The sequence below is a fragment of the Alteromonas naphthalenivorans genome (assembly GCF_000213655.1).
Taxonomy (GTDB): Bacteria; Pseudomonadota; Gammaproteobacteria; order Enterobacterales; family Alteromonadaceae; genus Alteromonas; species Alteromonas naphthalenivorans.
In genome coordinates, this window is record NC_015554.1 from 1,928,150 (window position 1) to 1,941,777 (window position 13,628).

General features: G+C 42.1%; 14 protein-coding genes. 3 read left to right on the forward strand and 11 right to left on the reverse strand.

Going from position 1 to position 13,628, the window contains the following annotated elements:
- Positions 1–12 precede the first annotated feature (12 nt).
- The 6 genes from AMBT_RS08345 to AMBT_RS22920 form a co-directional block, all read right to left on the reverse strand.
- The gene (locus AMBT_RS08345; protein ID WP_013784177.1) at positions 13–1,500 is read right to left on the reverse strand and encodes a sensor histidine kinase; all 1,488 of its coding nucleotides are present in this window, start codon (positions 1,498–1,500) and stop codon (positions 13–15) included.
- Positions 1,501–1,504: 4 nt separating this feature from the next.
- Positions 1,505–2,218 carry a winged helix-turn-helix domain-containing protein gene (locus AMBT_RS08350; RefSeq protein WP_013784178.1) on the reverse strand — a complete coding sequence of 238 codons (714 nt, stop codon included), beginning with the start codon at positions 2,216–2,218 and terminating at the stop codon, positions 1,505–1,507.
- A gap of 129 nt (positions 2,219–2,347) precedes the next feature.
- Positions 2,348–3,070 (reverse strand): spondin domain-containing protein, encoded by a 723-nt coding sequence (locus tag AMBT_RS08355; protein ID WP_013784179.1) that lies wholly within the window; start codon positions 3,068–3,070, stop codon positions 2,348–2,350.
- A gap of 10 nt (positions 3,071–3,080) precedes the next feature.
- Positions 3,081–3,785 carry a spondin domain-containing protein gene (locus AMBT_RS08360; protein WP_013784180.1) on the reverse strand — a complete coding sequence of 235 codons (705 nt, stop codon included), beginning with the start codon at positions 3,783–3,785 and terminating at the stop codon, positions 3,081–3,083.
- Between the two features lie 210 nt (positions 3,786–3,995).
- Positions 3,996–4,523 carry a hypothetical protein gene (locus tag AMBT_RS08365; RefSeq protein ID WP_013784181.1) on the reverse strand — a complete coding sequence of 176 codons (528 nt, stop codon included), beginning with the start codon at positions 4,521–4,523 and terminating at the stop codon, positions 3,996–3,998.
- Between the two features lie 8 nt (positions 4,524–4,531).
- On the reverse strand, positions 4,532–6,277 hold the full coding sequence (locus AMBT_RS22920) for a YHYH protein (protein ID WP_013784182.1): 1,746 nt from the start codon (positions 6,275–6,277) through the stop codon (positions 4,532–4,534).
- 278 nt (positions 6,278–6,555) lie between these two features.
- Here AMBT_RS22920 and AMBT_RS08375 point away from each other — a divergent pair, with 278 nt between their 5' ends.
- Together AMBT_RS08375 and AMBT_RS08380 are read left to right on the forward strand one after the other, a co-directional pair.
- Positions 6,556–6,828, forward strand: a complete 273-nt coding sequence (locus tag AMBT_RS08375) for a type II toxin-antitoxin system TacA family antitoxin (protein WP_013784183.1) — start codon at positions 6,556–6,558, stop codon at positions 6,826–6,828.
- Positions 6,825–7,322, forward strand: a complete 498-nt coding sequence (locus AMBT_RS08380) for a GNAT family N-acetyltransferase (protein WP_013784184.1) — start codon at positions 6,825–6,827, stop codon at positions 7,320–7,322. The genes AMBT_RS08375 and AMBT_RS08380 overlap by 4 nt, the downstream gene beginning before the upstream one ends.
- Positions 7,323–7,361: 39 nt before the next feature.
- Here the strand turns inward: AMBT_RS08380 and AMBT_RS08385 are convergent, their stop codons facing one another.
- The 5 genes from AMBT_RS08385 to AMBT_RS08415 form a co-directional block, all read right to left on the reverse strand.
- The gene (locus AMBT_RS08385; RefSeq protein WP_148259087.1) at positions 7,362–7,658 is read right to left on the reverse strand and encodes a hypothetical protein; all 297 of its coding nucleotides are present in this window, start codon (positions 7,656–7,658) and stop codon (positions 7,362–7,364) included.
- Positions 7,659–8,345: 687 nt separating this feature from the next.
- A complete protein-coding gene (locus AMBT_RS08395) occupies positions 8,346–9,029 on the reverse strand; it encodes a DUF4386 family protein (protein ID WP_041452530.1) in 684 nt (227 codons plus the stop codon).
- A gap of 448 nt (positions 9,030–9,477) precedes the next feature.
- Positions 9,478–9,987, reverse strand: a complete 510-nt coding sequence (locus tag AMBT_RS21900) for a hypothetical protein (RefSeq protein ID WP_013784189.1) — start codon at positions 9,985–9,987, stop codon at positions 9,478–9,480.
- A gap of 53 nt (positions 9,988–10,040) precedes the next feature.
- A complete protein-coding gene (locus tag AMBT_RS08410; protein ID WP_013784190.1) occupies positions 10,041–11,450 on the reverse strand; it encodes a serine hydrolase domain-containing protein in 1,410 nt (469 codons plus the stop codon).
- A gap of 113 nt (positions 11,451–11,563) precedes the next feature.
- Positions 11,564–12,304 carry a hypothetical protein gene (locus tag AMBT_RS08415; protein WP_013784191.1) on the reverse strand — a complete coding sequence of 247 codons (741 nt, stop codon included), beginning with the start codon at positions 12,302–12,304 and terminating at the stop codon, positions 11,564–11,566.
- 128 nt (positions 12,305–12,432) lie between these two features.
- Between AMBT_RS08415 and AMBT_RS08420 the strand changes: the two genes are divergently transcribed.
- Positions 12,433–13,587, forward strand: coding sequence for an IS110 family RNA-guided transposase (locus AMBT_RS08420; RefSeq protein WP_013784192.1), 1,155 nt, complete (start codon positions 12,433–12,435; stop codon positions 13,585–13,587).
- The last annotated feature ends 41 nt before the right edge of the window (positions 13,588–13,628 follow it).

The following is a 13,628-nucleotide window of genomic DNA, read 5'->3' on the forward strand; positions in this document are numbered from 1 at the left end:
TTAAGCCCAACCTTAATGACTATTCGCTAAGGTAAGTTCAAAACTAAAACACGTGCCCTTCCCTAATTGACTCTCTACTCGTAAATCTGAATTAAGCAGTGCCATTAGCTTTTTGCAAATAGCCAAACCTAAACCTGCGTGGCTACAGGTGTCTTTTTCTGTATTACTGGCCTGATACCTAGCATCAAAAATGTACGCTATTTCTTTATCGCTAATTCCAATACCGGTATCACGAATATCTACCCTAAGCTTATCGCTATGTAACACCACAGCAAGGTCTATGCTGCCATTTTCCGGGGTATGGCGAATAGCATTGGCAATAAGGTTCGTAAGCACGCGCTCAAGCTTACCAATATCAGCAAACACGTAGTATTCAAAGTGATCGGGAATAACTTTAATAGCGATATTTTTTTGTTTAGCATCAAGCTCGAACTTTGCGGCCACATCATGCAGTAATTCACCTAACGGAAAAGACTCTTGATGCAAGGTAACTTGCCCGCCTTCTAAATACGCAAGCTCAAATATTTGGTCGATAAGATGCTTTAAGTTTTTCGCGTTTTTAAGCGACACATCCACAAAATGTCTTCTATCTTCTTTAGATAAACTGTCTTCATTCAGCGCTAATGTTTCAATGTAACCTTGTAGGCTAGCCAAAGGAGTACGCAGGTCGTGTGATAAGTCGGCAAGCAGTACACGCCGCTGGCTATCAATTTTATTAAGTTGGTCGAACTGATTGTCTATATGGGTAAGCATATCGGTAAACGCACAGCCTAAGCGGTCTATTTCGTTGGCGCTGTTTCTGTTCCATGTAGCCAAATTAGGGGGTAGTTTTTCTCGATGAAAATCGGCTTCTCGTACGCAGTCCATATCATCGCTTAAGCGTCTTAATGGCGTGGTGAAATATTTAAACAACACAAGTAACGCTAGCAAGAGTAAAAACAAACCAACAAACATAAATAATGCGACTTCGCGCATGCTCTGGCTGTTTTGTAAATTCGCGATAATGGAGTCGTAACGCTCACCACCAATAATCACATACAAATAGCCTTGCAGTTGTTCGTTGTTATAAACCGGTGCCGCAGAAAATATTTTTTGCAGGCCAATGTTTCTTGGGTCGTCACCTTCAATGGGAAAGCCGCGATCGGTATTAATAAGCTGTTTTATAGGGGCAATATCCACCGCATCGGCTTTCACTTTTCCAGGCTCGGCCGAATACGTAAGAATGGTGCCTTCAGGGTCTAAATAATAGAACTCAAAACTTGGGCCCAAAATCATTAGCGTATGGAAAAGGTTTCCAAGGGCTTCGTAGTCGTACACCCCTTCCTTAAGCAGCGGATTATCACTAACAAGATGTTCCGCTAAGCCAATATGCAGTTTTTGTTCTGCTTCTTGTTGAGTACGTTTTTGTAATAAATTCGTGGAGTAAAAACAGGCAATCATCACCACCATAAATACGCCAACCAAGCACACGGCAAGGCGAGGATAAAAGCCAAATTTCATAGAGTTACACTCCTTGAGGATTAAATTTGTACCCTACACCCCATACGGTTTGTACAATTTGGGGCGCGGTGGCGTCGTTTTCTAACTTCGAACGCAGCCGGTTAATATGTGAATTCACCGTATGCTCGTAGCCACTATGATGGTAACCCCACACCGATTCTAATAATTGGCTGCGACTAAACACTTGCCCAGGGTGACTGGCTAAGTGATGAAGCAATTCAAATTCAGTGGCGGTTAGTACCAATTCTTCTTCAGATAAAAATACCTGATGATTTCGCTGGTCGATAACAAGGCGGCCTAGTTTTAACGGTGTATCTATTTGTTGTTGCGTGGTTTGAGTTTGTTGCACCACATGATATTTTCGAAGCTGAGAACGCACCCTTGCTTGCAGTTCTCTTACACTGAATGGCTTTGTCATGTAATCGTCGGCGCCAAGCTCTAACCCTAATACTCTGTCGGTTTCAGAGGTTTTCGAGGTAAGCATAATAATACTTTGCATAGGCAAGGCATCTCGCACCTTGCGGCATATATCTAAGCCGCTCATGCTAGGTAGCATCACATCCAAAATTACAATGGCAAATTCATCAGACAACGCGCATTCCAGTGCTACTTTTCCGTCAGTTTGATGTTCTATTTCAACACCCAGTTCTAACAGATTAACCCGCATTAAATTTGCGATATCTTGGTCGTCTTCAACAATTAATATTTTGTCGGTCATGTTTGGGAAAGCCACAGTTCAAAAACTAATAGAACGATGGAAAAGCGTTAATCTTTCACAAGATTAACGCTTTTTATTTACCTGCTCGCTAAAGTAGACTTTAGTCTAAGTCCTGGGCATTATTTTTCATTACTCAGTTCGCGTAATTTGTATACGAATAACCGGGTTATCGAACTTATGTTCAACCGTTAACGCCGAGGTTGTAAGGCCGTCGTCCGAGCTCACCACACCTGGGTGCATTGAGATAAACCCTGTGTCGTCACGACTTGGGCTAAAGCCCTCTCCGTTCGCTGCAGGGCCTGGTACGGTTGCAGCACTTTCTGTGTTTGCTTCCGTACCTGCATCATAAGCTGGGCTAACAGTGGTATAGGTAGCGCCTACTTCAAGGTTGGCTAGGCTCCAACTGTTAATACCGGTAAAGGCATCGTTGGTATTTCCCAGCATGGCAGCAATAGTCAGGTTAGCGTCAGTAATATCGTTAATAGTGACACTAATTGTTTGTGAGTCGCCTGGGGTAATTGGGCCAACGCCGCCAGCACTTGCATCACCTAATGTTAAAAAGTCGGCTGAATCGCCTACTTCGGCAATACGCTCTAGTTCCACCGATGCAACGGCACCTACCTCCCACAAGGTACCTTCGCTATGCAGCACTACCGCAGGCGGCGAAACTGGCTGACCATTGGTTAAATTAGTGACGGTTACGTCGTACGATACCGGCACTGGATCGGGAATTTCAGCTGGCACTTCTACTTCTACAATTACTTCACGGGTATCGTCATCACCACACGCCGCAAGCAAAAAGGGTAACGTAAGTACCAATGCTTTTTTATAATGTTTGGCTAAATATTGCATAACAGCCTCCTTATCGTACGGTTACTGTTACTTTAGCTACTGGGTTCAACCAACGATGAACGGCGTTGTCTACGTCACTTGCACCTTCCGTTAACGAGTCGTCGCCAATGTTTCCGCGGTGAATATGTACGGTAGTGTTAGTATCTGCGCCTGCTACACCGGTTCCACCATTACCAAGTAATGGGTCTAATGGTGGTGGTACTGGCATACCCGCCATACCTGGTTCACCGCTACCACGTAATTCGTCGTTAGCTTCTGTGCCCGCATCATAAGCATTAATGAAAACCGTATAAGTGCCAGCTTCTGTTGGAATTTCCCAGTTATCTAACCCGATAAAACCATCGTTAGAAGGAAGGATCATCGCTACTACCGACAATACAACATTGTCGTCGGCTGTCATTAAGTCGGCTGACGTAGACATGGTAGGCGCTAACAGTCCGCCTGCAGGGTTAGCAATTACGTCTGCACCAATGGCTGTACCAATGGTAGCAATACCGTCTAAGCTGCCGCCTTCGGCCATCATTTGTAATTCAGTGCTGGCAGCTTCGCCTACTTCAAATAAGCTAGCATCAGCGGTGTGCGCCACAGCGGCAATAGGTGTGAAGTACAACCCGTGAGTTAAGTTCTGAATTTCTACTGTTATATCAGCAGCGAAACTTTGTTGGCTTGCAAACGCAAGCAATGCCGCTGCAGAAATTTTATTAAATCGCTTCATGATGTTTCCTTAGTAATAAATAGGTTTGTGTTAACGCCCTATCAATACTGAAAGAAAGATGTCACGAAAGTATCCAGAAAATGGGACAAAACTGTACTGATGACATAACAGGTTTGTAAAGAAGTGGAAGTTAGTGTGTGCAATATTAGTAGCGGAAAATTTTAAACACGGCCATTGGTTTTTAACTTCTCTGCCGTTACAGAATCCATACTATTCCAGTGTTACGCTACGGTAACTTCCTGCAGGTATCGTTCGATATTGAGGTTTACTGAAACTGCTGTGAATGTTCCCTAAGCTTTGTGGAAAGCTTACCCCAATGCTTTCTACCTTTGATAACGTATGGGTAGCGTACATCACAACAGTCATTTTTTGGCTGTTCTCGTTTTCTATTACAGTAATGCCATCAATAGCTTGTTCAATGTTATTGACGCTTATTACCGTTTGCCTTTTAAGAATCGACGTAAAAAAGGTATCTTGCGCTTTAATGGATAGCCCCTTCGGCATAACGCTGTCTATATCACCGACTAAAAACGCGGCGCTATCACTTACTGCTGCTACCCAATGGGCTCTGTCGGTTTGCATCCGTATTTCTACTTGCCCGTCTCGCAATATAACTTGCGCCGTGGTTTCTTCAACCACATGAGCATTTGTTACAAAAGAGAGTAGCAAACAAGTAAATGCAAGCCCCCCCTTTAGCAAGGCGCGTAAATACGATACTGAAAACAAGAATGTAGTCATGCGCTTTCTCACGGCTTCTCAACCGTAAATTTACAAATAAGCGTATTACTGGTTTCTAAATCGTCGCCCCAAATTAACTTCGCACGATCATCCCAACTTATAAGGTTGTAGCCATCTTTAGGGCTAACCATTGCCGCGCTATATTCGGTAGCATTTGGCCATTCACTTACATCAAACCCTGCTTTTTTCCACCCAGAAGGTGCTTCGGTACTAGTATAATCACAAGGTGCTGTGCCAGCGGTTGGGTTTAACTCAGTTTCACACTGCTTATTTAATGGCGCTTCATGAAGTACCTTGCAATGCCAGGCGCTATTACTAACCGCAACCATTTCATTGGTTGAAATATCGGTAAGCTGCATGATGAAGCCGCCATCTCCCATTTGTTGCCTTGGTGTACCAATATATTCAAGCCCAGTATCGTTTTGCTTAAAGTCTTTAATAACTAAATTGATAGTGAGCGGGTAATCGGCCGAAAATGTAACCTCTTCTGCGTTGAAAGAACGCTCGGTGGTAATAGGTACTGAATCTTCAACAATAAGTTGCTGGTTAAGATACGCCGCGAACCAATTGTCTGCCCATGCTTCAAGTTTAAAAGTATGGCTTTTGTTCACCATTGTAGTGTGTGTCGTTTTATTAACTTTTGCACTATTAGGGTCGTTTTGGCGAGGTGGCTTTCTATCACCTTTTGGTGGCGGTGGCGGAGAGTTGTCTTGTCTTCTGCCTGGTTCTTCATTTTGGCTTTGGTTTTGGGTTGGGTTTTGTTTTGAATCGGTATTTCGACAAAACGTACCTGTTTCTACTATCCCACCGTTGCTTACCGTTTTTTGTTCGAAATCGAAACAGTTTGATTTGCTGGAATTCGGCGTGTAATGCACAAAGTAATCTTGGCCCTGATAGGTATAGGTCATAGAACGTTTACCAGTATCGGACACAGTATGCTTTAAATTTTCAACGCCATCTCTGGGAGGCGTTAAGTTATCTCGCATAGCATTCAGTGTTGTTGTAGAACCATCTTTATCGGTGCTGGTAAGCGGTGCTACTCTGGGTAGGTCACCTACATCAACTTTTCCAACCAAACATTGAACGATATAAGGCGGCGCCTCTGACGTATGGTAACGATAACCAAATACATCATCAGCCTGACCGTTACAGTCATCCAGTGTGCCCTTTTCTATTATACTACCATCTGGATTATCGTCTCCGTAAATAGGATACCCGTCATACGCCCATCCAATAATGGGGTTATTTTTACGATTCGCCATGGTTTCAATCATACAAGTAGGCGCCGCATGGTAGTGGTAATCGTCGCCCCGCCCTGCGTGACCACCACAGTTGTCTAACTGGCCTAATTTAACGGTATCAACGTTTTCGTTGTAGTGTGATAAATCAAGTTCGCCTTGAGATGAATAGTCGTATATAGGAACGCCATTAACGGCAACACCTAATGCAGCATCAATACTGGTTAATGATTCAGCTTTGGTAGGTTTAAGCTTTATGGGGGCTGCATAATCTAAAGCGGGTACCGGAATTTGTTCGTTGGTGCCCGTAATGCCATTCATCATATCGTGGCTAGGATAGGTACTAGAAGTTAAATAAGCATAGCTGTCGTCACATGTTACCTGTACCGACTTACTAAAACCGGCCTCTTCTACAGACGCTGATATGATATCGCATTGCGCAGTATCGGGCTGATGGCAAGCTGATAGTACGCCGCCACTTAAAAGTAACACTAAAAATAAATGATTGTGTTTCATGAGGATAGCTCCACCGTGATGTCGCCACTTTGTGCTTAATTTGGCTTATTAATCATAGTGTAACAACAATTTTCGGAGAAACTATGGCTAAGACAATAATTTACAATATGATGAAGAAACCCAAGCGTAGATCTACTTGCTTCGCCACAATAGCAGCGTGCCGAATTAATCTTTAATTACTTGTTCGCTTGCGTGCCAAAGTGACACCGAAATTGCTTATTCCACACTTTAAGACCATAATGCACATGTGACATTTTGACACAACAGGAGATAACATTATGGCTACTACTTTGCCTCGCATCACCGCTAGAGTTGATGTCGATACACAAGACTTACTTACTAAGGCGGCCGCGATTGCCGGCATGTCTAGCATCAACTCGTTTGTTCTAAGCGCTGCAATCGAAAAAGCTAAACAAGTTATCGAACGTGAACAGGCTTTAAAACTGAGCCAAGCTGACGCGATGTTGCTTATGGAAGCTTTAGACTGTACTGCAACACAGAACTCAAAACTAAAAGCTGCTGCTGATCGATACGATAGCAAAACTCAATGATGAATACGGTACTGTTAGATAAAGTTAAACACGATAGAAACCGATTCAACTGTGGCATCGAAGCTCTCAATAATTACTTAAAGGTAATAGCGAGTCAGCAAGCAAAGAAGGACAACACCAGAACGTTTGTTTTGGAAGATGATAGCGACAACTCACATGTCATCGGCTTTTACACGCTAACAATGACACCAATTGACTTACAGGCATTGCCTGATAAGTTACAAAAAAAGCATCAATCATCCACTTCTGGTGGTCTGATTGCCCGTCTTGCTGTCGATGACCGATACAAAGGGAAAGGCTTTGGTGAGTGGCTGCTTATCGACGCACTCACAAAGCTATTAGCCGCTAGTGATAGCGTTGCATTTCCAGTTGTTATTGTTGATGCCAAAGACGGAGCAAAACTTTTCTATGAACGCTATGGTTTTCAGGCATTTCAAGACGCTGAAAACAAACTCTTCATTTCCATTGCAGATGTGAGAGCAAGCTTAGGCTAGTTAACCGCTAGCCTTTAGTCGCTTGATTGACTTATAGCATTACTCTTTAATGTACCAACCTTTAGATTTAAGACATGAAGCATTACCGCTAAAAAATGATAATAACTGGACGCTTGCAACGGTTACATCTTCTTTACGTGAATTTTTATCTAAAGTTGTGCCAGTAACACTTTCTCTAGCTTGTAACGCACAATCACTCGCTTCTTTGCGAAACAGTTCATTATCGGCACTCATCTCACCGTATTGCTCATGTACAACAATTGGTGCCGATGTAGAACATGAACACATCGTAAGTAATATAAAGGGCAAAGAAAAAACGCTAATTTTTGAAGCCATAACCTTTCATCAAATCCTTGTAACGCTAACGCCCGGTTTTCGTTTTCTTCTTTTGTCAGAAACCCACCGCTATCTTTCATGTAAGTACTCTCATCATGCACTTTATCTACGTGTACAATTACTTTTGACTCATCCGTGCGGATTAGAGCCAGAGCATCCTCACACTCTATTAAGAATGGTTTTGAAGTTTCTACATATTTCGAAGTTTGCCACGCTTCCTCTGTCTTAGACCGAGCATTAACTCTTTGCACCTTTTCTGAAAATCTGAACGTGTAGGCTGAACATTCTCGTTGGGTTAATGGGGCAATTAGTGGCTTAGCCAAAGAAATAAGATTCCCCTGAATACGCACAATATCGTTATCTTTACAGTTGGATATTCTAGACCTAGTCTTTTGCTTAAAAGTTCTAATTAGCTTTCCTCTACCCCAAAAAAAAGAATAGATCTTTAGGAGTGACATAGGAATCAAAACAATGCCGCCTAGGAGAAGTAGCCATCGATTAAGTTCAGATGCCCATAGACTTCCAAACCACTCGGAGTGCTCCGAAAGTTCCCAGCCACCAAGCGCAAGTAGAATGAATAATCCAATGCCTAAAAACATCCCCAAGTAATGTCGTACGGTTTCGTTAACTTTCAAGAACAGTCCTTGTTAAATGAATCGGAATCATCCCTTAAGGGTTTATAACGCCTCAATCAGCCGACGCGTTAGCGGTCTGCTGAATTGATTTGTTAGCATTTTCCTCGGTTAGTAAACATATACCCAACCAAATAAACCAAACAATTTGTGATACGCCAAATATTTCAGTAAATAGTTTGTCAGGATAAATCGTTGCAATGCCCGCTATGCCTACAAAATATCCGAGATAGTTAAGTGACCGGGGTAATCTGCCCTCTTGTATAGCTGCTACGCTAATCAATAGAACCCAAAGTCCGCCAACTAATTCATTTCCACCACCTATACTTTCTGTTATCACTGAAACGATTATCCACATATCAAGGGCTTTTTCTGGATTTGCATCCATCAGATTGATTGCATGATCAAGCCCGATATTCGAAATCATTCCACTTGCGATCACCAGACCCACCCAAATGCCCCCGAATAGAGATCCAATAGTGATTAAGGGATTCACTTTATGTTTAAGCCTCTCATACATACCAATAACGAGTATGGCCAGAAAAACGCCAAACACCACGTACATTAGAAAATAGATCATTGAAAATAGAAGTTGATTTTCTGCCATGTAAGTCATTTTTTCGACTGGACTACCATCAACCGGATATGACCAAAAAGCACCAAAATACACAAAGGCTGCTATGTAAATAAGCCCTTGGAAAGTTGCTGCGATACCAGCTAGTTTTTGTAGACCCTTCATTTGGCGAAACTCCGTTTGTTGTATTGCTAACTTCCAAATATGGGGCGCAGACACGTGCGCGAAAATAGCGAAGCCGCGCACGTGCCTGCGTCCCAACGAGCGGCAGCGAGTACCATAAATTATTCGTTATACATACATTGCAACTACGAAGAAAGCGAATGGTGCGAGAAAAAATGCGCTTAACCTAATAAGCCTTTGGGACTTTTCCGCGGTAGCAACGACTAAAAGATAAATATTAGTAACCACAATGAAAATTACAAAAGAGACAAGTAAGCCCCAAAAACCAAATTGGCCTAATAATGTCACTGAAACAGCGGTTGCTGGTAATGTGGCTAAGCCGACTAACCACTTATTTGAGTAATCCATTTAACTTAATGTTTCTTCCGTATGTATAACTTCCCAGGAGAGTTCACCCTTAAAAGTGGACACTGGTTTTAATTGTTATGTTTCATTGTGTATGCAAGTACATTGCAAGTCCAAATAACACTAAGCCCGGTAACATGGTTAAATTGGAAATTCGGTGGTATACATGCTCATTGTTTCTTTTGTCATAGTGATCTACCACTTCTGAGACAAGCCCCACGGCCATGAGCAGCATAGATGCATACATCACCCATGCAGCCTCATCTTTAAGATGATAAACAGTTTCACATCGGCGACAAATTTTCACCGCGAGATCATTTTCAAAAACTCCAATGCCGCCAAATAATATTACTCCAATGGACAGAAGGATATTTTTAAGTTGTTCCCAAATAGGAACCTCATTTGGAACATACACATCTACCGTTTCACCCTTTTGCTCTCTCTCTACCCCTGATTTAGTTAAAGCAATTGAGCGAGAAGTGATTTCGTCATTTAAAACTTTAAATCGTAATGGAAAAGCTTTCCGATCTATCGCTTCATGAGCTTCAAGAAGTTCATCGATTGTATAAGACTTGTAATCGGGGCCGATGCTCACTTAATCCTCCATGAAACATAACGCAAAGCTAAGAGGCTGGCGATAGCCTGTCCTTACTTGAACGTATTGTTATGACCGTAATTATCACTCACGTAATCACTTTTAAAACTACCATCAATAGTTAAAGATTTGCTAAAAGTACTTTTCGCAGCTTCGCTATCTCCTTTCGATAAATAGGCGAATGCCAAACTGTCGTAGGCCTGCGGTGCATTGGGAAACAATGAAACTAAATATTCGAACATATCAAATGCCTCGGTCCATGATTTTGTTTTAAGTAGTCCCATTCCTACTTCATTAATTGTTCTGCCGATGAATCGACTGTAACCATTGTCGTTGTAAACCTGTTTGAAGTGTTTATAGAATTGTTGTTTTCCTTTTGATTGGTAGTACTTAAAGGCAAAGTTTTTTTCCAATTGTCTAATTGGTTGATACTCACCATTTTTGATGTAAGAGTGTATTCGACCAGAAATGCGTTCTGCAACTAAGTGATCAGTGTTTGCCAGAACAACTATTTCATAGCTAGTGTCCAAATCTACTTCCGCGGCTGCACTGACGCCCTGACCACCTCCATATGCGCCCCAATGGGAGCCGTCCATTGCAAATAAATGGCGATTAATCGCGTCTGAGTTCTTTAATAACTTATTGCTATAGAATAACGCTCGATAAAATCGTTGCACATCCACAACAGTCGATTCAATGCCGCCATCGGGACTAGGGTGTTCAATAATACCGACCTTCCTCAAATTGCCATTGTATTGGAATGTATATCGGACTGACTGATATTCATGAGAATTAACCGGCCTGAAGGTCGTTGAAGACATCTCAACCCGATTGAAGATATTGTTTTTGAGTAGTTCTTCGAAAGGCTTTCCAGTTACTTTTTCAAGAATCACTCCTAATACCACATACCCATAATTTGAATATTTTCGATCAGTACCAGGTGTATATAAAAGGGGGTTATTTATCAATATCTTTATTTTCTTGTTTAGAGTATCAAATGCAAGTTGATTCTGACGATATTCGGCCACAAAGATATCAGCAAAGCCTGCACTATGATTTAGTAGGTGCTCAATCGTGATTTTATCAGCATCAGGTTGTTTGAACCCCAACTCGAAGCTAACTAGTTTATCACTTAACTTTAATTTGCCAGCCTCAACCTGTTGCAAGATCAAGACCTTGGTAAAGTCTTTCATGATGGAGCCAAGATTAAAGCGACTTTGAATGCTGTTCTTTATTTTTTCTTCGACATTCTGAAAGCCATAAGATGACGCAAACTCCACCTCATTATCTTTAGTTATCAGTAATGCGCCGGAAAACCAGCCCATCTGCTGGTATTGCATGGCGATGCTGTCAGCAATCGTTGCGAGACTAACAGATTTATCTTGCTTTATATCCTCACTGTCCAAAGCCAGTGAAGAACTGGCAAAGAATAAAAGAAAGATTAAAGCTAAATTTTGAACCATTAGGCGGAATCCTTTCTGTCATAATGCTTTGCTAAGCGGCAATAAAATGGTTGGCTAAAATTAGCGAGGAACGAGCAAAAAGCCAACTGTTTTTTGTCCGTTTAAGCAACTTGTTATACAAACTTTTCCACTGCACTATTAATAACAGAAATAAGCTCAGGAGAAACTTTTTTAACAAATTCAACCTGAGTAGGAGTAATTTTATCAATGTCACCATGTATTGCAGGTGAACATATTGAATATACTTCTCTAGCCACTTTGGCTAGTTCTGAAGGTAAGACTTCATTTTCAACAAGTTGATAAAGTATTTTAACCATCGGAAGAGCTCTACGCTCAACAACAATACCAGACAAAGGAGCCAGTTTTCTGAGCCCCGATTCTATTTGATATCGTGTTTCAAATAGGAACATGATGTCAGGTTCAATATTGCTTGAAGCCTTATTCTTAGCCTCATAACCAAAGCCAGCTTCTGTGGCTTTAACAATACGATTAAGCTTTTCTTCCATTTCTAGCAGTTTTTCATCACTAGCAGGAGTTGATTGATTGCCAACCCAAACACTTGGTTTTACATCAACGTTGTTGGTGTTAGATATTTCACTTCGTAGTGAGTTTATCTCACCTTTCAATTCTTTTTTCACTTCATCAATTTGACCTTTTAATTTGATACCTAAGAATTCAAATTGATTGAAAAAAGGAACAAGGCAAACCGCGATCCAAACAATAAAGACAAGCATATCTGCAGTTACTGTTTTGCCAGTTGATAGATCTGGGAAACGTTGCCAAAAATAAAAGCCGAGGGTAATCACAATAACTCCCCACCAAATAGCTTTAAAATTATTACTAAAAAAGTTCACCAATCTATCCTTGTTTGTATAGACACAATGACTCCCTGTGAAATGCTAGCCTCCGCATTTTCGTGGGTTAGCTTAAAAAGCCAGTGCCATAATTAGTTTGCTTAAGACTAAATCATTTGGAGGCTAGCATGAACAAACATAGCATGATTTTTATAGGGTTGGATACGCATAAAGAGTTTCACGAAGTGGCTTATTGTGAAGAGCAGCGTGGAGCAAGTGCGGTGCACTATGGCCGCATTCCTTCTTCAAAAGTCAGCGTCAAAAAACTCATTCGTCAGTTTGAATCGAAGTATCCGGGCGCGACAATTCATGTGGTTTACGAAGCAGGACCTTGTGGCTACTGGATTTATCGGTTGATAACAAGTTTAGGGCATTGTTGCTATGTTGTAGCGCCGTCCCTTATACCCAAAAAGCCTGGTGAACGGATTAAGACTGACCGCCGTGATGCACTTAAATTAGTGAAGTTGCTAAAGTCGGAAGATCTTACACCCATTTATGTGCCTGAGCCGGAGGATGAAGCTGTTCGGGATTTATCCCGCGCCCGAGAAGCAGCAATGAAAGATTTAAAAGAAGCTAAGTACCAGCTTAAAGCCTTACTGCTGCGCAACAACATTCGTTATGAAGGCACTGCCAACTGGTCGAAGAAGCACCTTCGCTGGCTCACTGAACTGATTTTGCCTCATCCGGCTCAGCAAATTGTCTTGCAAGAACAGTTGCAAACCATAGAAGAGCGCATTCGTCGGCTAGAAAGGCTAGATAATGAATTAACCCATCACGTTCACCAGTGGCGGTATTATCCTGTCGTTAAAGCAATCCAAGCCATGCGTGGTGTGAGACTGCTAGTGGCGGTTGGGGTTGTTGCTGAGCTTGGTGATTTAAATCGTTTCGACCACCCTAGAAAGCTCATGGCTTATTTAGGTTTGGTACCAAGCGAGCATTCCTCAGGAGGAAAACGGCACTTAGGCGCAATAACCAAATGTGGGAATGGTAGAGCCAGGCGCTTACTTATTGAGGGCGCACATAGTTATCGCTATCCAGCCAATATCTCGACGGATATTCAACTACGACAGGAAGGCTTACCCAAAGACATCGTCGATATTGCTTGGAAAGCACAGCTTCGTCTGTGCAAACGCTATCAGCGAATGAGTAAAAAAGGTAAGCATTACAACCTCATTATCACCGCAATAGCCAGAGAGATGGCAGCCTACATATGGGCTATCGCTAAAGAAGTGGTGCTTACGCCAGTTAATCCAAAATTGAGATTGAGCAGAGTACCTGCATGATAAAAGAGTTTGAGCTAATGCATTCGGATCAGGCCGCGGAA

Coding starts and splice junctions, on each gene's coding strand:
- AMBT_RS08380 (WP_013784184.1), top strand. CDS start 6,825: ATGATGAATACGGTACTGTTAGATAAAGTTAAACACGATAGAAACCGA.
- AMBT_RS08360 (WP_013784180.1), bottom strand. CDS start 3,785: ATGAAGCGATTTAATAAAATTTCTGCAGCGGCATTGCTTGCGTTTGCA.
- AMBT_RS08420 (WP_013784192.1), top strand. CDS start 12,433: ATGAACAAACATAGCATGATTTTTATAGGGTTGGATACGCATAAAGAG.
- AMBT_RS08345 (WP_013784177.1), bottom strand. CDS start 1,500: ATGAAATTTGGCTTTTATCCTCGCCTTGCCGTGTGCTTGGTTGGCGTA.
- AMBT_RS22920 (WP_013784182.1), bottom strand. CDS start 6,277: ATGAAACACAATCATTTATTTTTAGTGTTACTTTTAAGTGGCGGCGTA.
- AMBT_RS08375 (WP_013784183.1), top strand. CDS start 6,556: ATGGCTACTACTTTGCCTCGCATCACCGCTAGAGTTGATGTCGATACA.
- AMBT_RS08395 (WP_041452530.1), bottom strand. CDS start 9,029: ATGAAGGGTCTACAAAAACTAGCTGGTATCGCAGCAACTTTCCAAGGG.
- AMBT_RS08355 (WP_013784179.1), bottom strand. CDS start 3,070: ATGCAATATTTAGCCAAACATTATAAAAAAGCATTGGTACTTACGTTA.
- AMBT_RS08410 (WP_013784190.1), bottom strand. CDS start 11,450: ATGGTTCAAAATTTAGCTTTAATCTTTCTTTTATTCTTTGCCAGTTCT.
- AMBT_RS08350 (WP_013784178.1), bottom strand. CDS start 2,218: ATGACCGACAAAATATTAATTGTTGAAGACGACCAAGATATCGCAAAT.
- AMBT_RS08365 (WP_013784181.1), bottom strand. CDS start 4,523: ATGACTACATTCTTGTTTTCAGTATCGTATTTACGCGCCTTGCTAAAG.
- AMBT_RS08385 (WP_148259087.1), bottom strand. CDS start 7,658: ATGGCTTCAAAAATTAGCGTTTTTTCTTTGCCCTTTATATTACTTACG.